Here is a 24,464-nt window from a genome sequence, read left to right on the forward strand (position 1 = left end):
CGACAATAGCAAGAGTGAACCACCTGATCCCTTCCCGAACTCAGAAGTGAAACCTCTTAGCGCTGATGGTAGTGTGGGGTTACCCATGTGAGAGTAAGTCATCGCCAGCTCATTATTCGAAACACCCCCAACTAAATCGTTGGGGGTGTTTTTTTATGCATAAAAAATATTTTAAATAAGGCTAAAGCTTATTTAGAAACAGGTTTGAATTCGTGACTTTCAATAAAAAAGAATAAATAGGATAAAAAATAAGCGTATTTAGCATAAATCATTAAAAAATATAAGATCAAAATTGCTCAAATTTTCCATTCTAAGCATAAATAACTGTACCTATAGGTGCAGTTATTTGTCTATTTTTTAGACTTTTGTCGTGTGTCTCGTCAAATATCGCTGTGCTCAAATAATGCTCTTGTATTGGGCTGAGCTAAATCTGTAAAACAATAAAAGCTTCCCGATGTGATCACTACAACAATGATATGTAATCTCACAGGAGGTGAGCTATGGCAACGAATGCAATAAATGTGAATCAAGTGATTGATCAGGCTAAATTTACACCTTTTCATTTTAAGGTGGTGTTTTGGTGTCTATTGATTATTTTATTTGATGGCTATGACTTAGCCATTAATGGTGTGGCACTTCCTCTACTGATGCAACAATGGTCATTAACGGCTGTGCAAGCAGGGATGTTGGCCAGTACTGCGTTAGCGGGCATGATGTTTGGTGCCATGCTGTTTGGTACCTTGGCCGACAAAATAGGCCGTAAAAAAGTCATTATGATTTGTGTGGTACTGTTTAGTGGCTTTACCTTTGCTGGCGGTTTTGCATCAAATCCGACCGAATTTGGTCTACTACGTTTTTTAGCGGGCTTAGGAATTGGTGGTGTATTGCCTAATTTAGTAGCCTTAACTTCGGAATATGCGCCACAACGTTTACGTGCGACCTTAGTAACAACCATGTTTAGTGGTTATGCTGTGGGTGGTGTGATGGCTGCTTTATTTGGCGCATGGTTTACCCCAAGCTACGGCTGGCAAATCATGTTCTTTATTGCTGGTGTACCGCTGTTGTTTTTACCTTTTGTTTGGAAGTTCTTGCCTGAATCATTAACCTTTTTGGTGAAAGCACAAAAAGATCAGCAAGCATGCCAAATTTTACAGCGTTTAGATGCTGAGGTTGATTTACCAAAACAGGTGAAACTCGTTCTGAGCGAAGCAAAAGTGTCAGAGCCTGCTTTTGTTAGCAGCTTGTTTAAACAAGGGCGTTCAAGCAATACTTTGCTGTTCTGGTTAGCTTTTTTTATGTGTTTATTAACACTGTATGCTTTAGGCAGTTGGTTACCAAAGCTGATGATGGCTGCGGGCTATTCGATGAGCAGTAGCTTAATGTTCTTATTAGCCATGAATATAGGCGCAGTCATTGGTACTGTTGGCGGTGGTATTTTGGCTGATAAGTTTCACATGAAACCCGTGATTATTAGCTTATGTTTGGCAGGCGCAGTTGCATTATCTTTATTAGGATTTAAGTCTCCACAGCCCGTTATTTATTTATTGGTGGCTGTTGCTGGTGCATCTGCAATTGGTTCACAAATCTTGCTGTATAGCTATGTAGCACAGTTTTATCCAGTGACTGTACGCTCAACAGGTATTGGCTGGGCTTCTGCTGTGGGCCGTACAGGTGCGATTGTGGGCCCAATTTTAATTGGTATGCTGTTGGGTATGGAATTGCCTCACCAAATCAACTTTATGGCAGTAGGTTTACCCGTCATTATTGTTGCGATTGCTGTGGCATTCATTAGCACTAAAACGTCGAAGGAAGAAGTGGATGCAGAAGTCAAATTGCAGAAACGTTTGAGCAGTGTGAAAGCCTAGTTGAATTTTGGCTTAAAGTATCTCTAAAAAAGCCTTCATCTTTGATGAAGGCTTTTTCTTTGGCGATGTAAAAATAATCAAATTTGAATTAAAAGTATTTAAATAGTTTAAAAATCACTCAAGAAAATGAATTTAAGTCACTGAAAATGTGATTGATTAGACTAATGTTGAATTTTTATGGTGGTATAAATTATGTGAATATTAGGCAAAACTACTTTAGTAAATGGCTTCAGCTTTGTTCTAAAAAACAAAATTTTAAACTGAAGGGCGCTAGTTAAAGTGCAATGCAAATAAAGATTTACAGGAGGTGAGTAATGTCAAAAGCAGTGAATGTGAATGATATTATTGATCACGCAAAATTTTCCAAATTCCATTTTAAAGTTTTAGCTTGGTGTTTGCTTATTATCTTATTTGATGGCTATGATCTAGCGATTAATGGTGTTGTTTTACCCTTGCTTATGGAAGAGTGGGGCTTAAGTGCAATGCAGGCAGGTATGCTTGCGAGTACAGCACTTGCAGGGATGATGTTTGGTGCCATGCTATTTGGTTCCTTGGCCGATAAAATTGGCCGTAAAAAAGTCATTATGATCTGTATTGTTTTATTCAGTGGTTTAACCTTTGCTGGTGGCTTTGCTTCAAACCCGACAGAATTTGCTATTTTGCGTTTCTTGGCGGGTTTAGGCATTGGTGGTGTAATGCCTAACCTTGTGGCTTTAACCTCTGAATACGCCCCACAGAAGATGCGTAGCACCTTGGTTACAGGTATGTTTAGTGGCTATGCGGTCGGTGGTGTTATGGCTGCTTTATTGGGTGCATGGTTTACCCCAAGTTTTGGCTGGGAAATCATGTTCTTTATTGCTGGCATTCCGCTGTTTTTACTGCCTGTGATTTGGAAATTTTTACCAGAATCTTTAACGTTTATTGTGCAAAAGAACCGTCAAGACGAAGCTCGTACTATTGTGCGTCAATTGGCTCCACAAGTATCTGTGCAAGAAACAACAACTTTTGAATTGCATCAAGTTGATACGCCTGAATCTGCAAGCGTGATGAGTTTGTTCCGTCGTGGCCGTGCAACAAATACAATTTTGTTCTGGATCGCGTTTTTCACTTGCTTACTCACCATGTATGCATTGAGCAGTTGGTTACCAAAATTGATGATGGCGGCAGGCTATTCGATGGATAACAGCCTCATGTTTATGATGGTTATGAACGTTGGTGCAGTTGTTGGAATCGTGGGCGGTGGTATTTTGGCGGACCGTTTCCATTTGAAACCAGTATTGATGTGCTTGGGTCTAATGGGTGCGATTGTGATGAGCTTAATGGGCTTCCAATCGAATATGGTTCTGCTTTACATCTTGGTATTCTTGGCTGGTGCGGCGTCTATTGGTTCGCAAATGTTGCTATACAGCTATGTAGCGCAGTTCTATCCATTGGCAGTACGTTCGACGGGTATTGGCTGGGCATCTGCGATTGGCCGTATGGGTGCGATTATTGGTCCTATCCTCATTGGTGGCTTATTAGGGATGAGCCTTCCTGCACACTTTAACTTTATTGCAGTGGGTTTACCTGTATTGATCTGTGCGATTGCAGTTGCATTGATTATGCAAGATACAGATTCTGACAAGATTGAAGTGGCGCAGCCAGCAAAAGCTTAAGCTGTGATTCTTTAAAAAGAAAAGCCTCCGTAAGGGGGCTTTTCTTTAATTTTTAGTTATATTTGTGAATATAAAATAAAATTGAAAGTAGAACAATGCTTGCAAAATTAGGTCTTCAAAATGTTGAAATTATAGAATCAAATACTCAATTTGATATTTTACATGTAAAGGATTCTCATAATTTAATTAAAGCTGCAGGATATTTAAAGTTTACTCATTCATCGACTGATAAAAGTGAGGGTATTTATTTCAGAGGTGAAAGAAAAATTTATGAGAGCCTTTCACCGACGTTATTCCGATCTCTTAAAAATCAGAATGCTAAACAAAGGAAAACATCACTTTTAAATAATGCCTTAAAAGAATTTAGTAATAAATGTCCAATATTTGCAAAATTTGGGCAATATGCGCATGAGCCATTATTACAGCATTATGGCATTTCTACATCGTGGGTAGATGTAGTTGATAACATTTGGATAGCACTTTGGTTTGCTTGCCATCAAGCTAAATCTGCAGGTGAAAATAGTGAATATTTACATTTTGAAAAAAGAACACCAAAACCTAATGAATATGCATATATTTTGTTAATCGGAGCTGATATAGATAAGAGACACAGTGAAAAACCAGGTTGGTTCCACGGAGAGAATACAGAATTAATCGATCTCAGAATGGCAACTCCTTCTGTTTTTCTAAGGCCTCATGCACAACATGGATTACTTTTTAGATGTAGAGGAATTAATCATCAAAGACCTCATGATTATAGACAGCAGGTCAGAGGGATTATCAGGGTTGATTTAAATGATGCCTTGGATTGGCTAGGACAAGGTAAGATAGTAGGAACACATGCTTTATTTCCTCCAGCTTATTATGATATTGGTTATAGAATTCTTTTAGAGTGTGGAGCTAAATATGATAATGATCTGTGTAGTATTGCTTTAATTGGTTCTTAAAATTCTCAAATTTTCATGGTAATTAGTTATGAAACTTAACTCATTCTCCCCAATCCCTGAAGACGATGACGAACTTCACCTACCAGAATTAGTGTATTGGGCATCTTTAGGTGATGTAGCAGAAGTCGAAAAACGTTTAGCCAATGGTGTAGATGTAAACCAAGCAGATGAAGAAGGCTACAGCGCACTACAAGCAGCCGCAGAAAACGGCTATTTAGATGTGGTTCAGCTCTTGGTCAGCAAAGGTGCGGATGTACAGCATAAAGCGCCTTATACGGCTTTAGAGCTTGCAGAAATGGCAGAGCAGAGTGAAATCGTAAACTACTTGAAAAGCCTATAAAAAAATCACGATCGCGCAGATACGAAAAAGCCCCATCTTCCTGATAGGGCTTTTCGATATTTCGTAAGTTTAGATATGACTCCTGTCGTATCTCACGTCCTGGTGTACAAACCTTTTATTCTTGTTGTTAAGTTTGGAAACTTCCTGTTTCCTGATAACTATAGATTATGATGAATGAGCACTATTGCCTAGAGGCAGAATTCTGCAAGCGATGTAAGCTGTAGCGTACACGAACGGATGAAGAATCATCACTGAGGCCATGTCACTAAGCTGCATAATGATCATCTGCATTAAACACATTGGCCTGAATCTGAATGAGCTTACGGTTACCTTGTTCGCCATTCATACGCCAGTGTGCAATTTTCACATTATCAACCAGTGCAACATCACCTTTATGCCATTCTAATAACAAAGCATCCTTATACATGGCATTGAAAAACTGTTGCTTTTCTTCATCCGTCCATTCAATTTTGTCGCCTTGTTGGTTGTAAATTTCCCATGTGAGTTGCATGCCATCTGCTGTGGAATCAATTTCAATCTCTCCACGGTTATCAAAGCAGTTTTGTGCGGCTTGATGTGCAAAAGGATTGGTATTGTTGGCAAATGCCCACGGTTGTAAGGCCAGTTTTTTGGTATCTGGATGGTGAATCACTAAAGGTGAGCGCTGTAGGGTCAGTTTGGCTTTTTTGTCCTTACGCATTTCAATGCTAAACGGACTTTTTTGTAATAACAGCCGATCCAATACACTCAGTTTGCGAGCAGAGACATAAGAAAAATGATTCCAAGCACCAAGGTATTTTTCTTGTAAGGTTTTTGGGAGTTTATTCCAAATCAGTTCTAAATTATTAAAGCCAGTTTCGGCCAAATAAGTCGAAGGCTCCTGACAAAAAAGAGCGATATAACGTGAACGCTCTGAACGTACACCACCTTCAACATGCGGGCCTTGTACTGAATTTTCGACAGGGCCAAGTTGTACCGTATTACGGTCGATATAGCGACGATAATCGCCAGCACCTAAAATGCTTTCACTGTATTTACGCATCCATGACGCTGCCCAACCTGGCATATTGGGATTAAATGCATTCCAAGGTTGAAGTTGAAAATATTGCTCAATCAGCATTTGAAACTGTTCAGGTTGCTCAATTTGATAGCCTCGAAAGACTAAAATGCCGTAATCATGCAGTTGTTGCATCAGTTCATTACGGTGTGAGCCAATATATTGTGCCAAGGCCATACTGGAGTTATTTTCAGTTGTTGCTGAAAATACTTTGGTGTATTCGTTTAAAAAGTGCTGCTGAGGCTGCATAGCTGATTCTCTCATTTCATTTTTTTTATAGTTGCTGCCTGATCCTTTGGCAGTTCTTATACGCGAGCAAATCATAGCGCAAGTTGCGTAAAGAATATGCAAATTATATGTAGAGTTTTACTGAAACGCTTTAACTTTTGTGAAGCAGTTTTATATTTACGACCAAATGCAAGGCGAGAGGATGGCGGTTAAAAATTTAGCTACCCGAAATGAAAAAAGCCTCAACATTGCTGTTGAGGCTTTTCTAATCTATTACTCGGGCTATTGCCTGATTCTTATTACTGTGTCTATTTTTTCTTTTATGTTATGCGCTTAAGCATATTTTTTTATGTTGAGCAGTCCTGCTGTATTGTTTTTGCTTTTATTTTTTCCAAACTTCCTGTTTGGTATGAACTTAATATAATTGTGTTTCCTTAGGTAAAGAAGACGCTAAATTCTGCATCTCGTGTAAGTCATAGCGTACAAAGCCACAAGCTCTTTAAACAAGTCAGCTAAATGGATACAGCATAAAATCAGAGCTAGGGCAAAATGCAAAATATGTATGCCTTGATGAGGAAGATAAAAAAAGCCCCAACATCCTGTCGGGGCTTTTTTTGATTCGTTGCAAAGGTATGTTTCCTTTCATACCATTCAGCATCCTGCTGTTGTGACATTTTTTTATTTTTCTTATCAGACATCCTGTCTGGCTATGAACTTAATATAGTTTGAAAGATGAAACTGAGATAGCTGTTAATTTCTGCAAATGGTGTAGGAAAATGCTTACAGCGATATCGCAAAGAAATATTCATAATGTTTGGCTGATAACAAGAGCAAAGAATAAGTTTTATGCCGATCATTCAAATTGATATTCGTACCCAGTATAACGACGTGCAAGAACAAGCATTATTAAATACGGTTTTGGATGCCGTACAGCAAAGTTTTCAGCTTCCTCAAACAGATCGTAATATTCGCTTGTGTGTACATGCGCCACATCGTTTTCAAGTGTTTGATGGCTTAGCACAGCCCGCGCTGTTTACACAGATTAGTATTGATTGTTTTGCTGGACGCTCTTTAACGGCAAAGCGCCGTTTGTATCAAAGTTTAGTACAGAATTTAATCACATTCGGTATTCCTGCTGACCATATTTTAATTTTGCTTCGAGAAAGCTCATTACAGAATTGGGGGATTCGTGGCGGTCAAGCAGCATGTGATATTGATTTGGGTTTTCAATTGGATGTGTAAAGTCGTTGAACGTAAAGTTGAATGACACTATATAGAACGAAAAAAGCCTCAACATCCTGTTGAGGCTTTTTCGGATTCATTCTAGCGATATAACTCCTGTCGTACCGTACGCTTCCTGCGTCTGTCCTGCTTATCATTATTGTTTTAGGCTTTGGAGACTTCCTGTCTCTCTATGAATCCTATATTAGTCGGCTTATGAATAAGTGAAAAGTGGTCAATTTCCGCAGTTATTGTAAGCAAAAGCTTACAAGGTGGTTTATGCGCTGACGTATTGCACCAATTTATCAAAAGCTGCTTTCAGTGCTTTGTCATCAAACTCATTGCCTTCAAATGTTTCTGCGCGGTTGCGAGCAAAAATATCACGGATTTCAACCACGGCATTGGTGTCTACCAGTCCAAGCTGCGTTGCTACCTGACGGATTTGATCAATTGAACGTGAACCGTTGCTCCCACCATAGCTGACGTAGGCAGCTGGTTTTGCATTCCATTCTTTGCCTAAATAATCTAAGGCATTTTTGAGTGCTGGGCTGTAGCCGTGGTTGTATTCGGGGCTAATGAAAATAAATGCATCGCCTTTGGCAATTTGTGCAGCCCATTCTTGTTGTTTGGGCTGATCATAAATACCCGTCATCGGCGGGTTGGCACCAGCAAAAAATGGCAGATCCCATGCTTTTAGATCAACAATTTCGGTTTGAACCGTGCTGAATTCATAGCTGTTGATTTGTGATTGGATCCATGCTGCAACTTTAATTGCTGTACGGCCTTCACGTACGCTACCCACAATAATTTGAATATTCATAAGTTTCTCAAGTGCTATTTTCTGTTTAAATTAATCTATGGTGATTGGGCTGTATAGTATTGATCTGTAAATAATAAAAAAGCACCCGAAGGTGCTTTTTATGACTTGCGTCACTTACATAATTTTAATGCCTTGCTGGCCAGCAGGCGTTACTTTAAAAATTTCTACTTCAAAAGTAATGTTTTTACCTGCCAATGGGTGGTTAAAGTCGACTTCTGTAATGTCTTCACCCACTGTTTTTACCACGCCGTATAGGCTTTGTTTGGCTTTGTCTTCAAACTCGATCATGTGACCTTCAGTTGGACGCTGTTCAAATTTTACAGTGTCAAACTTTTGTACATTTTCAGGGTTCCAAGGGCCAAACGCATCCTCTGGTGGCAAGCTTACAGTGCGGCGGTCGCCAGCACGTAAACCAAATAATGCTTTTTCAAAACCAGGTAATAAACTGCCATCACCCATCACTAAGCTCACAGGTTCAGCACGGCTACGGGTGTTATCAATTTCTACGCCATTTTCAATCGCGACAGAAAAGTGAAGATCGACTTTAGCGCCGTTTTCAATACGAATTTCTTCGTTAGGATGAATCAAATCAGTCATTTTTTTGCGCTTCCGCACGTTGAATACGCTGCTTCTCAAGGAAGAAGGTATCAATCAACAATAAGATGGTACCCAGCGTAATGGCACTATCTGCAAGATTAAATGCAGGGAAGTGGCTGTTGTTGTAATACACGTGAATAAAGTCGACCACATAACCTAAAGATACGCGGTCGATTAAATTACCAATTGCGCCACCTAAAATAAGGGCAATCGCAATGGGTAAAATTTTCACGGTTTTTGGCATACGCATCAGCCAAAATACAAAAATAACAGACACTAAACCTGCAAGTGAGGTAAAGAAGTAACGTTGCCATCCACCGGCATCGGACAAGAAACTAAAAGCAGCGCCATAGTTATGTAGTAATGTCCAATTTAAAAAGGGTAGGACTGGGACAGGGTCTGCATAATTCAGACTCGTGCTGGCAATCCATTTGGTCCATTGATCCAAAAGAATGGCAACAATGGATAAGCCTACCCACACTAAATTGTGTGGATAGAATTGAAATAAACCCTTTTTTTGTTGTGGATTAGGCATATTTTCTCTCTTCGCCTTGACCTGTAGGAAGGTTAATAATACAACGAGAACAAAGACCTGGATGTTCGTGATGTGTATTCACATCGGGTAGAACATGCCAGCAACGCGCGCATTTTTCACCGTCAGCTGCTGATACGTTTACACGTAAACCTTCAAGGTCAGATTCGTTGCCTTGCGCTGCATCAAATGCATTTACAACCACTTGAGATGTGATGAGGACAAAACGTAGCTCATCACCTAGACGGTCAAGTACAGTTTTGAGTTCTTCAGATGTCCAAAGCTCTACTTTGGCAGATAAGTTAGAACCTACTGCTTTTGCATTACGTGCTGCTTCAATGTGTTTATTTACTGCAGATTTTACAGCAATGAGCGTTTGCCATTCTGCTTCAGAAACAAGGTTAGCGGCTGATGCAGTTGGAATGTCATACCATTCAGCAGTGAAGACATATTTCTCAGATTGCTCTGGAATTAAAGGCCATGCTTCTTGCGCGGTAAAGCTTAAGATTGGTGACATCCAGCGAACAAATGCTTGTACCAAGTGATACAACGCAGTTTGTGCAGAATGACGTGCTGCAGAGTCTGCTTTAGTGGTGTATTGACGGTCTTTGATGATGTCTAAGTAGAAACCACCCAAGTCGTTAATACAGAAGTTGGTCAACGCATTCGTTACGATATGGAAGTTCATATCTTCGTATGCTTGTTGAATGGTTTTTTGAACATCGCTTGCACGTTGCAAGATGTATTGATCAAGCGCGATCAATTGATCTACAGGCAATGCATCCGTCGATGGTTTGAAACCATTCAAGTTGGCAAGCAAGAAACGTAAAGTGTTACGAATACGACGGTAACCATCAGATGCACGGCTAAAGATTTCTTTACCCGCAGTCATTTCATAACGGTAATCTGCAGATGCGATCCAGAAACGTAGACCATCAGCACCCATATCTTTAATGATGTCTTGTGGTGTGATCACGTTACCGATTGATTTTGACATCTTACGGCCTTTCTCATCGACCACGAAACCGTGCGTCAATAAGCCTTTGTAAGGTGCGCGTTCATTGATTGCAATCGATGTTAACAATGAAGATTGGAACCAACCGCGGTGTTGATCTGAGCCTTCAAGGTATAAGTCTGCTGGATCTTGCAGTTCTTCACGTTCACGAAGCACTGCAAAGTGTGTTGTTCCAGAGTCGAACCATACATCTAAAGTGTCACGTACAGCATTGTACTGCTCTGCATCTGCACCGATAAATTCTGCTGCGTCACGGTTATACCAACCATCAATCCCTTCTTGCTCGATCAGTTTTGCAACTTCTTCAATCAATTCAGGTGTGCGTGGGTGTAATTCGTTAGTATCTTTGTGTACGAAGAATGGAATTGGCACGCCCCATGTACGTTGACGTGAGATACACCAGTCTGGACGACCTTCGATCATCGCTTCAATACGGTTTTTACCCCAATCCGGTACAAAGCCAATGTCATTTTCAATCGCATTGAGTGCTTTGGCACGTAAACCTTGTGCATCCATGCTAATGAACCATTGTGGTGTCGCACGGAAGATAATTGGAGTTTTGTGGCGCCAGCAATGCGGGTAGCTATGCTTAATCACCACATGCGCCCAAAGCTTAGTCGCTTCAGTTAAAGCAGCAATAATTTTTGGATTGGCTTTATAGATGTGCTCACCAGCAAACAGTGGAGATGTTGGTAAATACACACCATTACCGCCAACTGGATTTTCAACTTTTAAGTTGTACTGTAAGCCAACTTTATAGTCGTCTACACCATGGCCGGGTGCTGTATGTACTGCACCTGTACCGCTACCGTCTGTGACGTGCTCGCCCAAGATGACTGGGACTTGGCGTTCAGCAATTAACGGATGTTGTAGTACTAAGTTTTCAAGTTTAGCGCCAACAAATTCAGCAATCACTTCAAATGCTGTAAAGCCATAACGCTGTGTTGCAGACTCAACCAATGATTTTGCAAGAATGAAGTTTTGTGGTGCTTTGTCTTCGCCAGTTGCTTTCACCAATTGGTATTCAAGCTCAGCATGCAGTGCAACCGCTTGGTTGGCAGGCATGGTCCAAGGCGTAGTGGTCCAAATCACGATGTCTGTACGATCCGCGATTTGTACGCCTAAACGTGCCGATAAATCTGCTAAATCAACAACAGTGAAACCAACGTCAATTGCGTCAGATTTTTTATCTTCATATTCAACTTCAGCTTCAGCCAAAGACGAACCACAGTCCAAACACCAGTTGACTGGTTTAAGACCCGGCTCAATATGACCCGCTTTGGCAATGGCGCCAAGTGAACGCACAATGTCGGCTTCTTGTTTGAAGTTCATGGTGAGGTAAGGGTTGTCCCAATCACCAAACACGCCCATACGCACAAAGTCTTTCTTTTGTAATTCGACTTGAGTGTAAGCATATTCACGGCAGGCTTTACGGAAAGTAGAGGCATCTACTTTCACGCCAACTTTACCCACTTTTTCTTCTACTTTGAGTTCAATTGGAAGGCCGTGGCAGTCCCACCCTGGTACGTATGGTGCATCAAAGCCATCCATCACACGGCTTTTGATGATGATGTCTTTTAAAACCTTGTTAACGGCATGACCCAAATGAATTTGACCATTTGCGTATGGAGGGCCGTCATGAAGCACATATTTTTTCTTGCCAATACGCGATGCACGAATCTGCTGATAAATGTCATCGGCATACCACTCTTCTAACCATTTCGCTTCACGTACTGCGAGATTTGCTTTCATTGCAAATTCAGTACCTGGGAGGTTTAGCGTGGCTTTGTAATCCACTGCATTTTCAGGAGTTTGCTTATCGCTCATGCAAGTTGTCATCCAATTTCATCCGTCTAGGACGGACACGTTTTATCAATAAAAATTAAGTCGAATTAGAATGGAAATGTTGGGGTATTTTGTCGAAACTCAAGGAGTTTTTCGACATCATCATCAATTCCAGCTTTTAGGGCTTCAAGCGACGGATAGTCCTTTTCACCATGTAAATAGTTGAGGAACGTTACCCGCATTAACAGGCCATACAGATTAGCAGAAACATTCGGAAAATGTACTTCTAAACGCCACTCTGGATGAACATGTTTAATGGCAGGACGTGTACCGACATGACCCGCACCGAATAGGGCAGTGGGTTCATAGCCCGCAATGCCAAGTTGCTCAGGGTTGTCCTGTTGCACTTTGGCACGTAGGGACTCAGTTTCACACAGAACTTCTACACCATAAATGCCATTTAGGCAGGGTTTATGACGGTTGAGCCTTACGTTAATGGTCGGAAAATTAATGGTACGACCAATTTGATCGCCGTATTGCACACGACCGGTGATGCTATAAGGACGACCGAGTAATTTTGCTGCATGGGCTAAGTCGCCAGCTTGCAGAGTTTGCCGAACGAGGGTTGAACTAACACGTTCACCATTGACTTCAACATTTTGTAAATCGGTCACATGAAAACCGCGTTGGCGTAAAAATTCACTATTGCCTTGACGGTTTTTACCGAAGTGATGATCTTCACCTAAGACTAAACTTTGCGTATTGAGTTTGTATTTTAAAATGTCGCAAAAAGCGTCAGCGCTGAGGTTGCGGAAGTCATTATCAAATTTTGCCACCACAATATAGTCTACGCCGAGCGCTGTTAAATATTCGACTTTTTCACGTAGCGAAGAAATGCGGGGTGGTGCTTCATAAGATTTAAAGAATTCAAGCGGTTGTGGCTCAAAAATCATCACTGCAGTTTTTAAATTTTGTTGTTCTGCAATCTCTTTAAGTTGGCTGAGCATCGCCTGATGCCCCAAATGTACCCCATCAAAATTGCCGATCGTTAAGGCCGTTTGAGGAAATTCTAAGTTGGGCGCTAAAGCATTCAGACGGAGCAGCTGCATGGGCGAATCAAATCGTTGAAAATGTTTGTGGGCTATATATTGCCATATTCTTCAGCATTCGTCTTGTTGTTGTGTTTTTACGCAAAAGAAATCCGCAGTTTAAGTTTATATATAAGAAAAATTGATTCATTTAATAAATATTAATCAATTTTTCTTATTTATGGAGTTGGTTAAGATAAGACCAGCTTCTAGATGAGGACAACAATATGCAAAACACGGTGCTTTTACAGACACGGCTTGAGACGATGATCCGTCAGTTCACTCCGAACTGGTTTACGGTGTGTATGGGGACGGGCGTGGTTGCACTGATTGTATCAGAGTTTCCTATCTTTCAAGCATTCACATGGTCATTCGGCGCGATGCTTTGGCATTTGAATATGCTGCTCTTTGTGTTGTTTAGTGCTTTATATGTGTTGCGTTGGCTGTATTACCCTGTCGAAGCCAAACAAATTTTTAAGCATCCCATGATGTGTTTGTTTTTGGGAGCTATCCCGATGGCGCTGGCGACCATTTTAAATGGCTTTTTAAAATATGGTCAGCCAATTTATGGCGAAAGCGCCTTGGTTTGGGCCGAGCTACTTTGGTATGTCGATGTGGTCTTGGCTGTAGCAATTGCTTGGCTGGTCCCTTTTGTGATGTACCAACGACAACAACACGAACTCAAAAGCATGACTGCAGTTTGGCTACTGCCGATTGTGGCCTGTGAGGTTGCAGCCACAAGTGGAGGCTTATTACTGGGTCATCTTGTTGTGACGGAGCATGCTGTTGGTATCTTGCTAGCCAGTTATGTGCTGTTGGGAATGTCTGTACTGCCAGCTTTTGCGATTTTAACTATCCTCATGCTCCGTTTGGCGCTACATCAGTTACCTGCCAAAGAATTAGCCATTAGTAATTGGTTGGCTTTGGGGCCAATTGGTACAGGTGCTTTTGCACTGTTGGTACTGGGTGCTCAGGCGCCTAGCGTATTGGCCAGTATTGGACTCGCACATGTAGGGCAGATCCTACATGGTGCAGGTATTGTGGGTAGTTTAATATTATTGGGCTTTGGCCTGTGGTGGTTGGGCTTGGCGATATTGACCACATTACATCACAGACGTGTGTTGCCATTTAATTTGGGTTGGTGGGCCTTAACTTTTCCGTTGGGGGTGTATAGCTTTGCGATCTTAAATCTAGCTGAGCAACTACAAATGGCATGGATTTATGGCTTTGCTTATGGTTTGAGTACGGCTTTGCTCGTGCTGTGGTTATGGGTGGCTGGCAAAACCGCACACGGTTTTTACCACGGGCATTTATTTTTTTCACCGTGTTTAAAAAGCTATTTGGAGGCAAAGCAACAGTGCGCTAAAAAAGCCGTGTAATGGGGTGAGGCTTGATTGAATGCGTATGCAGACCCGTGGTGAGCATGTTCATGGATGACAGCATACGCTGAGGATTGCTCGATAAACAAAGTGATTCACCATACTGCATATACGGGATACATCACATTGCACAGTTTGCCACTTGACCATACTGATACGATTTATCTGTACGATGCTATTTTGCAAAAAAATTAAACTGTTAGAATATGCCCCTGAGATGGGCATATTCTGTGTACTCAATCAATTAAAACAACACGCAATAAAAATTAAATAGATAAAAATTCTATATGGAAATCAGGATTTTAAAATGTGCGAAAAAACTCAATTTTGGGATCAAGCCAAGGGTTTATTGGAAGAGTGGTACGTTGCTTGTACTGCGAAAGAATTAAAAAAAGATCAACCTTTACAAACCACCATTTACGGTAAAAATTTTGTGGTGTTTCGTCAAAAGAATGGGCAGGCAGCTGTTCTACTCGATCAATGTGTGCATCGCGGTGTTCCTCTTTCCGCAGGCAAAATGACCAATGGTTGTGTAACGTGTCCTTATCATGGCTGGTCCTATCAAGGCGATGGTCAGGTGGCGCATATTCCCAGTGTGAATGGCAAATTTTTTCCAGAGAAACCTCATGCGTTTAAACAGCGGAGTTATGAGGTCTGTGAGCAAGATGGATTGATCTGGGTCTATTTAGGCGATAAAGCGCCTGAAGCACGCCCTGAAGTATTTAAACTGCCTTTTTATGATGCACCAGGTTGGCAAAGTTATTATATGGTGGGCAAATATGATGGTGAGATGGGCACTGTCGCACAAAACATTATGGATGTTACCCACACGATATTTGTGCATGAAGGCTGGTTTCGCTCTGAGTCGGGCAAAGCGGTAGATGCCACGATTGAGGTGAGTCCACGTAAGGTGGTGGTGGAATATCATGACCATGAGGCGGATGTAGGCATGATGCCATGGTTGACCAATCCACATGGTGCACAGCAGGTTCATCGCGATAGCTTTATTGCACCCAATATTACCTTGGTGGAATATCACTGGGGGGAGCCTTCAGGCATGGTCTTTAACAGCCTGATTACGCCTGTTGGACCTTATGAATCACGGGTATATACCTGTGTAAGCTATAAATTTCCAATTCCACGTGTGTTGGCAAAAGCGATTCAACCTGCGGTGAACGTGTACACGTGGGTGGTGAATAACCAAGACATTAAAATTTTGGCGGCATGCCGTAAAGGTTTGGAAAGTATGCCGATGACGCATTCACATAGTGTACGTGGTGATATGGCGCATATCGCATTGGAAAAGATTTTAGAATCCTTACGTCATGATCAGTCTTTAACCCCATCTATTTTGGGCAAGCGTCCTATGCAGTTTCAAATTTAAGATAGCAAAGGGGGAAGTGCATTGCTGACCCCAAGCAAGGTGTTTCACACGAAGGTCTTTATGGTTTTGTGCCAATCTATGTTATATCGGTAGCCATGAATATGAGGAATGGCACATGAAACAAGATTTAGCCCTAATGATGGCCTTAGCCAATGAGTCTAAAGGTTTGTTTGAGTCTGCGGGAATTGATGTTCACTATAGTGGCATTGGTAAAGTCAACGCAGCATTTAAAGCCTATGAAGTAATTCAAAAAACAGGTTGCAAAACCTTGCTGAACTTAGGGACGGCTGGGAGCTCCCATTTTGATGCACATGCATTGGTTGAGGTTACACAGTTTGTGCAACGTGATATGGATGTGTCGCCATTGGGCTTTGCAGTAGGGGTTACGCCACTAGATGATGAGTATCCTGCGGGGATTGAGCTGGTACCTTATTTTGATCATCTTGCACAAGGAATTTGCGGTACTGGCGACAGCTTTGAAACTGGGCTGCCGAAAGTACCGTGTAATTTAGTGGACATGGAAGGCTACGCAATCGCAAAAGTATGTAAAAAACTGGGCGTTCGCTTAATCTCGGTAAAATATATTACCGATGGTGCAAATGACACAGCACATCTGGATTGGGAAGAAAACTTATTGTTAGGCGCGCAAAAATTATTATCGTTATATCAAAGTTTAAAAGTATAAAAAATAAGGTTGGCGGCCATATCGAGTTATGGCCGAATGCCAATCATTGCCACGAAAGACAATAGAGAGAATTAATTACGAGGTAATACACCATAGAGCATCATGTGCACCGTGTGTTGGATCACACGTTGGTTCATGCTACGGTTACGCAAGGTTTTGCCTGTCACCATTTCAATTTGCGTAGCAAAGTCAGCATAGTTCTGTGTAACAGCCCAGATATTCAAAATCAAAATTTCAGGATCAATATCCTTTGAAATTTTGCCTTGTTCTTGCCAGTTACTAATCACTTTAGCTTTACGTTTTACCAGCTTCTTTAAAGGTCCTTTGAGGATATCAAGAATATGTGGCGCACCTTGAATCACTTCAAGCGCAAATAAACGAGACGCTTTAGGCTGCGTACGCGATACTTCAATTTTTTGCATCAAATAATTGGTAATCGCTTCAGCAGGTTCTAAATCTGCTTCTAAAGTTTGCAAAGGCGCTAACCATTTTTGTAACACTGTGGTTAACACTTCGACATAAAGCGCTTCTTTATTTTCATAGTAATAGAAAATATTCGATTTATGCATTTCTGCAATTTGCGCGATTTCATCCAGACTGGCCCCATTGAAACCATATAGGGAAAATACGTCCAGTGCAGCGCTAAGCAACTGGTTACGTTTTTGAGTACTCTTTTTTTGTTCCATTAGCATTTTAACAATGAAAAGGGGGATCGGGGATTGTACGGCAAATCAGCAGCCTTGTGCACAACCAAACTTTGTAATTTTATGAATAATGGCGATTTATTTTATAGATCGATGATTAAATTATCCTGACAGCCCCACTAAAATCAAATAAAAAATAGTATGCATAAATAAAAAAATGATTATTTTTATTCATTAATGTTATGGAAGTTGTTGATTTTAAGTTGGGGCACCTATTCATGCACCTTTTAGGTGCTTTATACCGCATATAAATCGACGATTTAATCGATATATATGCCCCACACTCATCACTTGCTACATGATGAGTATGAGACAAATTAAAAATATTTAAGTCGCGAGCACAGCATTGAGCACCTGTTGTTCAAGTGTGCTAAAAGCCAGATTTTTTTGTCGTGGACGGGGCAGATCGACCTGAAATTGTGAGGCAATATGGCCCTTATCGAGCAGAATAATACGATCTGCAAGTTGTACCGCTTCGCTCACATCATGGGTTACCAAGATGGCCGTAAAGCCTTGCTCGGTCCAGAGTTTTTCAATCAGATTTTGCATGTCTAAGCGGGTTAATGCATCTAAAGCGCCGAGTGGCTCATCTAACAGTAAGATTCGCGGTTGGTGAGATAATGCGCGTGCAAGCGCCGTTCTTTGACGCTGTCCACCTGAAAGTTGGGACGGCCATAATGAGGCTTTTTCTTTCAGGCCGACTTTTTCTAGCATGGCTGAGGCATTGGCATGTCGCTCTTTTTCTAAACCGAGCTGTACGTTTTGTTCAATGCTTCGCCAAGGCAAAAGTCGTGGATCTTGGAACATCACACGAATGTCATCGGAGGTAATACCTTCACGAATATGACGCGCAGATTTAAATTTGATTTCACCGTAGCTTGGTTTTTCTAAATCGGCAATTAAGCGAAGTAGGGTACTTTTACCACAGCCACTACGGCCCACAATGGCAAGGAATTCACCGGGCTGAATATGCAGGTCGAGGTCTTCGAGTACTTTTACACTGCCATAGAACTTATGCAGTTGCTCAATGTGAATTTCGGCACCAAGCACAGCATTGGGGTTAATGTCGTTGGTGTGCGTGTTTGAGCTTGATGTATTTGCATTTGAGGTATCTTGGGCATGGCGGCCAATACTTAAATCAGTCATGTCATGTGTCCTTTTTTATTTTTGATAGCCAGCGTGCCAGCGGAGGAGATAACGCTCTAAAGCCACGGCTAAAACGTCAGCTAATTTACCCAGTAGGGCATACAGTAAAATCCCTACCAACACGATATCGGTTTGTAAAAACTCACGTGCGTTCATGGTCATATAACCAATACCTGCTTGTGCAGAAATGGTTTCGGCTACAATTAACAGCACCCACACCAAACCTAAGGAAAAACGCAGTCCGACCAAAATTGAAGGCATTGCACCCGGCAAAATAATGTCTTTATAGAGCTGCCAGCGCGTGAGGCCATAGCTTTTGCCCATCTCAATGAGCTGGGGGTCGACAGAACGAATACCATGATAGGTATTAATATAAATAGGGAAAAATACCCCGATCGCCACTAAAAATAGCTTGGCACTTTCATCAATACCAAACCATAAAATCACCAATGGAATGAGTGCAAGCGCTGGAATGTTACGGATCATTTGAATGGTGGTGTCGAGCAAGTTTGAAGCGACTTTAGATGAGCCATTGAGCAGGCCTAGTAATAAGCCCAAACCACCACCGACCAATAAGCCTAAAAGTGCACGGCCCGCACTGACTTGCACGTGTTTCCATAGTTCACCACTTAAAAGCAAGCTCCAAAATGCACTAACAACGGCGCTTGGTGCAGGTAAAATACGGCTTTGTAATAGGCCTGTGACTGAGGCAACTTGCCACAGTAAAATTAAGGCAATTGGAAGGAGCCAAGGCAGCAAACGCTGCCCGAGCAGTGTTCCACGTGAAACCTTCTTTTCTGCGAAGGCTTCGACCGAAACAGATTTAGACATTTTAAGCTGGCTCCTGAATCGGCTTTTTATTTTCATCTGGGGTGTAATTGTTCGCGACAATTTCGCCAAATGGGCCAGTCAGATTGGGCTGTGTCAGTTTCTGTTGGGTTTCGAGTGGCAGTAATGGGAACACCAATTCTGCAAAACGAATCGATTCTTCTAAATGCGGGTAGCCCGAGAAAATAAAGGTATTAATACCGAGGTCTGCATATTCTTGAATACGTGCAGCTACTGTTTCAGGATCACCCACTAAAGCTGTACCCGCGCCGCCACGGACTAGACCTACACCAGCCCAAAGGTTAGGGGATACTTCGAGTTTAGTACGGTCACCGTTGTGCAGTTCGGCCATACGGCGTTGTCCGATTGAATCCATGCTTTTGAATTTGGCTTGCGCTGCTTGAATGGTTGCATCATCAACATATTGGATGAGCTCTTCAGCCGCTTGCCATGCTTCAGCATTGGTTTCACGAACAATCACGTGTAAACGAATACCGTAGTTCAGTTCACGACCTTTGGCCTCTGCGCGGGCTTTGACCACGGCAATTTTCTCTTTCACTGCAACAGGTGGTTCACCCCAAGTGAGATAGGTGTCGACTTGTGATGCCGCTAACTCAATTGCATCATCTGAAGAGCCACCAAACCAAAGCGGTGGATACGGTTGTTGTACAGGTGGATATAAAAGTTTGGCATCATCTACGCTTAAGCGTTCACCATGGAAGGTATAGCTTTCACCGGTATGTGAGCGGGTTAAAATTTCACGCCAAATGGTGGTGTATTCGTTTGCAGTTTTGTAGCGAGTCGCATGGTCTTCATATACACCATCACCTTTGAGTTCTTGCTCGTCACCACCTGTAACTAAGTTAAGCAATACACGGCCACCCGATAAACGGTCAAATGTTGCTGCCATACGTGCAGCTAAAGCAGGTGTGGTCACCCCAGGGCGAAGTGCAACAAGGAACTTTAATTTTTTGGTTGCATCAATCAAGCTGGCTGCTGTTAACCATGGATCTTCACATGAACGGCCTGTTGGAATCAGTACGCCTTCGTAGCCAAGGTTGTCTACAGCCACCGCAATTTGTTTCATATAAGCATGATCAACAACACGAGCACCTTTGCTGGTACCGAGGTAGCGACTGTCACCATGTGTCGGGATAAACCAAAAAATTTTCATATCTGTTCCTTAATTTTGAATGTGCTCGGTCATCCAACAGGCTGCATCTGGTTCTGATTTGGTCGATGTCAGTCCTGCGGGAAATAAAATGAAAGTGAAAAAACTTATTTAATAATGGCAGCGTCAATATTGAGTTTGTTTGGAATGAGCTTTTGCGCATAGAAGGCATCTGCAACACGTTGTTGCTCGCTAATTACCGCAGGGCTAATGGGTTGCACGCCAAAACCCATCCGTGAAATCGAACTTTTTAAAATGTTAAAATCGAGGCTAGTTGGCTTTTCGAGTAACTTGGCCGCTTCATCTTGATGGCTCGCTACCCACTGTGTAGACAGGTTCAATTCTTTCACCACGGCTTGAATCACTTTTGGATTGGCTTCAGCAAATTTACGGTCAGCCAAATAAAACTGATGGTTGCTCACGAGGTTTTCACCTGTGGCCAAAACGCGCGCGCCAATTTGTTGTTCAGCTGCAGCAAAGAACGGATCCCAAATCACCCAAGCATCGACTGCACCTTTTTCAAAGGCTGCACGTGCATCGGAAGGGGGTAAATAAATGACATTGATGTCATTCAGTGTTAAATGATTGGCTTCTAAAACTTTCAACAATAAATAATGAACATTTGAGCCTTTGTTTAAGGCAACGCGTTTGCCTTTTAAGTCAGCAATGCTGTTGATGGCAGAATCTTTAGGCACCAGTAAGGCTTCTGCTTTGGGTGCAGCAGGTTGGTTGGCCACATAGACTAAATTTGAGTTGGCTGCTTGTGCAAAAATTGGCGGGGCTTCACCTGCTTCGCCTAACACAACGCTACCGACATTTAAGCCTTCTAATAGCTGTGGCCCAGCCGGGAATTCCACCCATTTCACCTGAACGCCTTGCGCTTCTAGCGCTTTTTCTAAATTGCCGCGTTCTTTGACAATCGGCAAAATGCCATATTTTTGAAAGCCGATATTTAAAGTAATGGTCTCTTGGGCTTGATCTTTAGAGCAACCCGTCAGCATCATGACAGCAACAGTCGCAGCAGAAAGAGCGAGTGATTTTGTCCAAAATTGAGAAGGGATGATGCGCATGGCAGGTTGCTCCTGAACCTAAAATAAGAACGACATGGAATGCACATACGCTAATGAATTTTCTTTTTCGGAAAAAATAAAAAAACTTAAAGTTCTAATGAAGAAAAAAGATAAATAAAAAACAGCAAACCTTATGCAAATTTATGCTGAATAAAATAATGAGAGATATGCTGTTTAATGATTTTAATTTATTGAAATTTAATACTTATTTTTTAATATACGATCTATGCATAAGTTTATCTCTTTATGCGCATAAGTCCAAAGCATGGACTGCGCAAATTTAGAGATAAACTTAGTCAAAATTGAGCTAAGCAGGGCGCTCTAAACCTACTTAAAGGGTTTTGATACAGACCAAGGAGTTACGCTGGTAGTTGTATAAAGCCTGACGTGCATTCGGGAGATCATCGACACTGGCAGATGCAAAGCCTTGCTCGATAAACCAGTGTGCCGTACGTGTGGTTAAAATAAACAATTGCTCGATTCCCAAAGCTTTGGCTTTTTCTTCTAAATAATGCAGGATTTGACTGCCACGATTCGATTTACGGTAGCTCGGATGTACAGCAACACAGGCAATTTCAGCCGAACGCAATTCGCCTTCAGCGGTAGGAATTGGGTAAAGCGCTGCACAGGCTAAAATCGTACCATCGCGTTCAATTACGGCAAATTGTTCGATTTCATTTTCTAAACGTTCACGCGAGCGATAGACCAAAATCCCTTCTTCTTCTAACGGACGAAGTAGATTAATTAAACCACCGACATCTTGAATATTCGCCGTGCGGACTTCTTCATAATGTGCATCAGTAATCATGGTGCCAGAACCATCACGCGTGAAGAGTTCTTCTAGCATGGCACCATCGGTTGCATACGAAATTAAATGCACCCGATGTACGCCTTGTAGCGAGGCTGTTTTTGCACCATGCAAATGTAAGAAAATGTCGGGATTGGCATCTTGGTATTGTAAAAGGTGTTCTTCTAGTTGGTGTGGTAAGACTTCTCGAATTAATTGGCCATGTTCATCCATGAGGCCTGCTGATTGGCCAAGGAAAATCAATTTATCTGCTTTTAAGCTAATTGCAGTTTTGGTTGCCACTTCTTCCGCCAACAAATTAAATACTTCACCTGTAGTGGAATAGCCCGTTGGCCCAAGCAAGATAATATTTTGACTGAGTAAATGGCGCTGAATGGCATCAGTGTCGATACTACGCACTTCACCAGACAACTGAAAATCAACACCATCCCGAATACCATAAGGCTTTGCAGTAACTAAATTGCCCGATACCACATCAATACGTGCGCCGTACATCGGTGAGTTGGCCAATCCCATCGAGAGCAACGCTTCAATTTGTAAACGAATAGAACCTGATGCATTCATCACTGCGCTTAAAGACTCACGTGTGGTCACGCGACGATGATGATGAAATGGCGTTGTGAGTCCGCTGGCTTTGAGGTTCTGATTAATTTGCGGGCGTGCGCCGTAAACCAAAATTAAACGAATACCTAAAGAATGCAACAGGGCAATGTCATGAATAATGTGTTGAAAATTCGCATGTAAGACGGCTTCACCATCAAACATGATGACAAAGGTTTTGCCACGGTGGGCATTAATATAGGGTGCAGAATGCCGAAACCAATGCACGTATTGTAAAGTTGTGCTTTGAGAAACGTCCATTGAAGTCATGTGCAGGCCTATGCCGAGATTACGGTTTATTGATTCTAATCAAAAAAACCATGGAGAGAAAAGGGAAAGCCTCTGTGCAGACAAAAAAACACCCGTATAAGTTGAATTATACAGGTGCGAAAGGGATATTCACCGAGGCTTAGGAATTAGCCAATGATTCGGATGATTCGGTCGTTACGTTCGTTGATGAGTACATATGTTAGAACCCATTCACTTTGTACCATTGTTGGTAGCGCCCAGTGTTGGGTAATTTACGTGCTTCACGGTCACTCACTTTATAGCGTGTTGACTGAAACGCGCGTGGTAAGGTTTGACCACTACGCCATTCACGGCTTGGGTTTACACGTTGTTGATTCCACTGATTGTTGTTATTCCATTGTTGTGGATGTTTGTTGTCCCAACGTGAATCATGGGGTTGAACATGGCTTGGCGGTGGTGGTGGATTACCACGACGGTCATCAAAACGATGATCAGGCGCTGCCATTGCCGATGTTGCGATTAAACCTGAAAGTGCAAGGGTCGCAAAAGAGATCAGTTTTTTCATTTCATTCACCTAAATTGCTGTAATGCTGTTCTGTTTCGATAACTTTAAATTACCGACAAAGTTCAGAGAAAGCGTGAGGGATATAGAGTGGAATTGTGAAATGTATGAAGAAAAATAGCAGATTGCGTGCAGGTGAATGCTCTATCAATTGCTTAAGCTACTGGCAGGCAAAAGTGCTGGCATAAAAAAAGCCCAAACAATGTTGGGCTATGCAGTGTAAGGGGCTAAAGACCTAAAATACGCATAATGCTGTTGGTCTCTGAGTTGACTAAAATGTAGTCATTGTTAATTTTGTACCATTGTTGATTACGATCTGGTCTTGGTAAGTTTTGGTCTCGATAATCGACTTTATAACCATTACCACGATAATGTTGTGGAAGCACATAACCTGCTTGCCATTTATGTTGTTGTAAGCGTTTTACACCACGTTCTTCACGCATACGACGCATCTCCATGCGTTCACCATCATTATCTTCACGGAATTCGCGATTTTTTTTCGCTTGCCCGCGGTTGAAGTCACGTGGCTGATCATAACCATCGCGTTGGTTAAAATGAGGACCAGCAATCGAAATGCTGCTTGCTGTCAAAGCACTGAAAGATATTGCTAATGCAGTCAAAATCTTTTTCATGTTAAGTCCTCATCTAAATGATTCATAATGTATGGGATTACTCTACGCAAAAAATGCAGAGAAACTGTGAAGATAGTGCGATAATTCTTTAAATAA

21 protein-coding genes, 1 rRNA gene and 1 pseudogene are annotated in these 24,464 nt (G+C 41.9%); 9 read left to right on the forward strand and 14 right to left on the reverse strand.

Going from position 1 to position 24,464, the window contains the following annotated elements:
• The 5 genes from rrf to DYI81_RS01680 all read left to right on the forward strand — a co-directional run.
• Nucleotides 1-110, forward strand: a 5S ribosomal RNA gene (rrf, locus tag DYI81_RS01660); the annotation flags it as partial.
• 390 nt (nt 111-500) lie between these two features.
• Entirely contained in the window at nt 501-1,865 is a 1,365-nt protein-coding gene (locus tag DYI81_RS01665; protein ID WP_106984108.1) for an MFS transporter, read from the forward strand.
• Nucleotides 1,866-2,179: 314 nt separating this feature from the next.
• A complete protein-coding gene (locus DYI81_RS01670; protein ID WP_117006525.1) occupies nt 2,180-3,520 on the forward strand; it encodes an aromatic acid/H+ symport family MFS transporter in 1,341 nt (446 codons plus the stop codon).
• A gap of 95 nt (nt 3,521-3,615) precedes the next feature.
• Nucleotides 3,616-4,467 carry an FRG domain-containing protein gene (locus DYI81_RS01675; RefSeq protein WP_117006526.1) on the forward strand — a complete coding sequence of 284 codons (852 nt, stop codon included), beginning with the start codon at nt 3,616-3,618 and terminating at the stop codon, nt 4,465-4,467.
• A gap of 28 nt (nt 4,468-4,495) precedes the next feature.
• Nucleotides 4,496-4,807: an ankyrin repeat domain-containing protein gene (locus DYI81_RS01680; RefSeq protein WP_117006527.1), complete on the forward strand. Its 312-nt coding sequence runs from the start codon at nt 4,496-4,498 to the stop codon at nt 4,805-4,807.
• Between the two features lie 265 nt (nt 4,808-5,072).
• On the opposite strand, the gene DYI81_RS01685 is transcribed toward DYI81_RS01680, so the two are convergent.
• Nucleotides 5,073-6,113, reverse strand: coding sequence for a TauD/TfdA family dioxygenase (locus DYI81_RS01685; protein WP_106984112.1), 1,041 nt, complete (start codon nt 6,111-6,113; stop codon nt 5,073-5,075).
• Between the two features lie 825 nt (nt 6,114-6,938).
• On the opposite strand from DYI81_RS01685, the gene DYI81_RS01690 reads away from it, so the two are divergent.
• Entirely contained in the window at nt 6,939-7,334 is a 396-nt protein-coding gene (locus DYI81_RS01690) for a tautomerase family protein (RefSeq protein WP_117006528.1), read from the forward strand.
• A gap of 256 nt (nt 7,335-7,590) precedes the next feature.
• Here the strand turns inward: DYI81_RS01690 and DYI81_RS01695 are convergent, their stop codons facing one another.
• The 5 genes from DYI81_RS01695 to ribF all read right to left on the reverse strand — a co-directional run bounded on the left by DYI81_RS01695 (nt 7,591) and on the right by ribF (nt 13,171).
• Nucleotides 7,591-8,133 (reverse strand): NAD(P)H-dependent oxidoreductase, encoded by a 543-nt coding sequence (locus DYI81_RS01695; protein ID WP_117006529.1) that lies wholly within the window; start codon nt 8,131-8,133, stop codon nt 7,591-7,593.
• Between the two features lie 114 nt (nt 8,134-8,247).
• Nucleotides 8,248-8,730 carry a peptidylprolyl isomerase gene (locus DYI81_RS01700; RefSeq protein WP_117006530.1) on the reverse strand — a complete coding sequence of 161 codons (483 nt, stop codon included), beginning with the start codon at nt 8,728-8,730 and terminating at the stop codon, nt 8,248-8,250.
• The gene (gene lspA / locus DYI81_RS01705; RefSeq protein WP_106984116.1) at nt 8,723-9,265 is read right to left on the reverse strand and encodes a signal peptidase II; all 543 of its coding nucleotides are present in this window, start codon (nt 9,263-9,265) and stop codon (nt 8,723-8,725) included. Before lspA ends, DYI81_RS01700 begins: the two co-directional genes overlap by 8 nt.
• Nucleotides 9,258-12,104: an isoleucine--tRNA ligase gene (gene ileS, locus DYI81_RS01710; protein WP_117006531.1), complete on the reverse strand. Its 2,847-nt coding sequence runs from the start codon at nt 12,102-12,104 to the stop codon at nt 9,258-9,260. The genes lspA and ileS overlap by 8 nt, the downstream gene beginning before the upstream one ends.
• 65 nt (nt 12,105-12,169) lie before the next feature.
• Nucleotides 12,170-13,171 (reverse strand): riboflavin biosynthesis protein RibF, encoded by a 1,002-nt coding sequence (ribF, locus tag DYI81_RS01715; protein ID WP_106984118.1) that lies wholly within the window; start codon nt 13,169-13,171, stop codon nt 12,170-12,172.
• A 206-nt stretch (nt 13,172-13,377) separates the two neighbouring features.
• On the opposite strand from ribF, the gene DYI81_RS01720 reads away from it, so the two are divergent.
• From DYI81_RS01720 to DYI81_RS01730, 3 genes are all read left to right on the forward strand, one after another.
• On the forward strand, nt 13,378-14,529 hold the full coding sequence (locus tag DYI81_RS01720) for a TDT family transporter (RefSeq protein ID WP_106984119.1): 1,152 nt from the start codon (nt 13,378-13,380) through the stop codon (nt 14,527-14,529).
• A 307-nt stretch (nt 14,530-14,836) separates the two neighbouring features.
• The gene (locus DYI81_RS01725; protein ID WP_117006532.1) at nt 14,837-15,913 is read left to right on the forward strand and encodes an aromatic ring-hydroxylating dioxygenase subunit alpha; all 1,077 of its coding nucleotides are present in this window, start codon (nt 14,837-14,839) and stop codon (nt 15,911-15,913) included.
• Between the two features lie 115 nt (nt 15,914-16,028).
• The gene (locus DYI81_RS01730) at nt 16,029-16,598 is read left to right on the forward strand and encodes a 5'-nucleosidase (RefSeq protein ID WP_106984121.1); all 570 of its coding nucleotides are present in this window, start codon (nt 16,029-16,031) and stop codon (nt 16,596-16,598) included.
• 71 nt (nt 16,599-16,669) lie between these two features.
• On the opposite strand, the gene DYI81_RS01735 is transcribed toward DYI81_RS01730, so the two are convergent.
• From DYI81_RS01735 to DYI81_RS01770, 8 genes and pseudogenes are all read right to left on the reverse strand, one after another.
• Nucleotides 16,670-17,284, reverse strand: a complete 615-nt coding sequence (locus tag DYI81_RS01735; RefSeq protein WP_106984293.1) for a TetR/AcrR family transcriptional regulator — start codon at nt 17,282-17,284, stop codon at nt 16,670-16,672.
• Nucleotides 17,285-17,629: 345 nt separating this feature from the next.
• Nucleotides 17,630-18,448 carry an ABC transporter ATP-binding protein gene (locus DYI81_RS01740; RefSeq protein WP_106984122.1) on the reverse strand — a complete coding sequence of 273 codons (819 nt, stop codon included), beginning with the start codon at nt 18,446-18,448 and terminating at the stop codon, nt 17,630-17,632.
• 15 nt (nt 18,449-18,463) lie between these two features.
• Nucleotides 18,464-19,279 carry an aliphatic sulfonate ABC transporter permease SsuC gene (gene ssuC / locus DYI81_RS01745; protein WP_117006533.1) on the reverse strand — a complete coding sequence of 272 codons (816 nt, stop codon included), beginning with the start codon at nt 19,277-19,279 and terminating at the stop codon, nt 18,464-18,466.
• A gap of 1 nt (nt 19,280) precedes the next feature.
• On the reverse strand, nt 19,281-20,450 hold the full coding sequence (ssuD, locus tag DYI81_RS01750) for an FMNH2-dependent alkanesulfonate monooxygenase (RefSeq protein WP_117006534.1): 1,170 nt from the start codon (nt 20,448-20,450) through the stop codon (nt 19,281-19,283).
• Nucleotides 20,451-20,554: 104 nt separating this feature from the next.
• Nucleotides 20,555-21,517, reverse strand: a complete 963-nt coding sequence (locus tag DYI81_RS01755) for a sulfonate ABC transporter substrate-binding protein (protein ID WP_106984125.1) — start codon at nt 21,515-21,517, stop codon at nt 20,555-20,557.
• Between the two features lie 331 nt (nt 21,518-21,848).
• Nucleotides 21,849-23,195, reverse strand: a complete 1,347-nt coding sequence (gene argA / locus DYI81_RS01760) for an amino-acid N-acetyltransferase (RefSeq protein WP_106984126.1) — start codon at nt 23,193-23,195, stop codon at nt 21,849-21,851.
• A gap of 146 nt (nt 23,196-23,341) precedes the next feature.
• Nucleotides 23,342-23,739: pseudogene (locus DYI81_RS01765) on the reverse strand (RcnB family protein).
• Nucleotides 23,740-23,963: 224 nt separating this feature from the next.
• Nucleotides 23,964-24,368 (reverse strand): RcnB family protein, encoded by a 405-nt coding sequence (locus DYI81_RS01770; RefSeq protein ID WP_117006535.1) that lies wholly within the window; start codon nt 24,366-24,368, stop codon nt 23,964-23,966.
• Nucleotides 24,369-24,464: the final 96 nt, after the last annotated feature.

Origin of the sequence: Acinetobacter sp. SWAC5, from assembly GCF_003419885.1 — a bacterium.
GTDB classification, from domain to species: domain Bacteria; phylum Pseudomonadota; class Gammaproteobacteria; order Pseudomonadales; family Moraxellaceae; genus Acinetobacter; species Acinetobacter cumulans.

What these genes read in the sequence shown, in the direction of transcription:
- DYI81_RS01665 (WP_106984108.1), top strand. Translation starts at nt 501, where the DNA reads ATGGCAACGAATGCAATAAATGTGAATCAAGTGATTGATCAGGCTAAA.
- DYI81_RS01670 (WP_117006525.1), top strand. Translation starts at nt 2,180, where the DNA reads ATGTCAAAAGCAGTGAATGTGAATGATATTATTGATCACGCAAAATTT.
- DYI81_RS01675 (WP_117006526.1), top strand. Translation starts at nt 3,616, where the DNA reads ATGCTTGCAAAATTAGGTCTTCAAAATGTTGAAATTATAGAATCAAAT.
- DYI81_RS01680 (WP_117006527.1), top strand. Translation starts at nt 4,496, where the DNA reads ATGAAACTTAACTCATTCTCCCCAATCCCTGAAGACGATGACGAACTT.
- DYI81_RS01685 (WP_106984112.1), bottom strand. Translation starts at nt 6,113, where the DNA reads ATGCAGCCTCAGCAGCACTTTTTAAACGAATACACCAAAGTATTTTCA.
- DYI81_RS01690 (WP_117006528.1), top strand. Translation starts at nt 6,939, where the DNA reads ATGCCGATCATTCAAATTGATATTCGTACCCAGTATAACGACGTGCAA.
- DYI81_RS01695 (WP_117006529.1), bottom strand. Translation starts at nt 8,133, where the DNA reads ATGAATATTCAAATTATTGTGGGTAGCGTACGTGAAGGCCGTACAGCA.
- DYI81_RS01700 (WP_117006530.1), bottom strand. Translation starts at nt 8,730, where the DNA reads ATGACTGATTTGATTCATCCTAACGAAGAAATTCGTATTGAAAACGGC.
- lspA (WP_106984116.1), bottom strand. Translation starts at nt 9,265, where the DNA reads ATGCCTAATCCACAACAAAAAAAGGGTTTATTTCAATTCTATCCACAC.
- ileS (WP_117006531.1), bottom strand. Translation starts at nt 12,104, where the DNA reads ATGAGCGATAAGCAAACTCCTGAAAATGCAGTGGATTACAAAGCCACG.
- ribF (WP_106984118.1), bottom strand. Translation starts at nt 13,171, where the DNA reads ATGCAGCTGCTCCGTCTGAATGCTTTAGCGCCCAACTTAGAATTTCCT.
- DYI81_RS01720 (WP_106984119.1), top strand. Translation starts at nt 13,378, where the DNA reads ATGCAAAACACGGTGCTTTTACAGACACGGCTTGAGACGATGATCCGT.
- DYI81_RS01725 (WP_117006532.1), top strand. Translation starts at nt 14,837, where the DNA reads ATGTGCGAAAAAACTCAATTTTGGGATCAAGCCAAGGGTTTATTGGAA.
- DYI81_RS01730 (WP_106984121.1), top strand. Translation starts at nt 16,029, where the DNA reads ATGAAACAAGATTTAGCCCTAATGATGGCCTTAGCCAATGAGTCTAAA.
- DYI81_RS01735 (WP_106984293.1), bottom strand. Translation starts at nt 17,284, where the DNA reads ATGGAACAAAAAAAGAGTACTCAAAAACGTAACCAGTTGCTTAGCGCT.
- DYI81_RS01740 (WP_106984122.1), bottom strand. Translation starts at nt 18,448, where the DNA reads ATGACTGATTTAAGTATTGGCCGCCATGCCCAAGATACCTCAAATGCA.
- ssuC (WP_117006533.1), bottom strand. Translation starts at nt 19,279, where the DNA reads ATGTCTAAATCTGTTTCGGTCGAAGCCTTCGCAGAAAAGAAGGTTTCA.
- ssuD (WP_117006534.1), bottom strand. Translation starts at nt 20,450, where the DNA reads ATGAAAATTTTTTGGTTTATCCCGACACATGGTGACAGTCGCTACCTC.
- DYI81_RS01755 (WP_106984125.1), bottom strand. Translation starts at nt 21,517, where the DNA reads ATGCGCATCATCCCTTCTCAATTTTGGACAAAATCACTCGCTCTTTCT.
- argA (WP_106984126.1), bottom strand. Translation starts at nt 23,195, where the DNA reads ATGACTTCAATGGACGTTTCTCAAAGCACAACTTTACAATACGTGCAT.
- DYI81_RS01770 (WP_117006535.1), bottom strand. Translation starts at nt 24,368, where the DNA reads ATGAAAAAGATTTTGACTGCATTAGCAATATCTTTCAGTGCTTTGACA.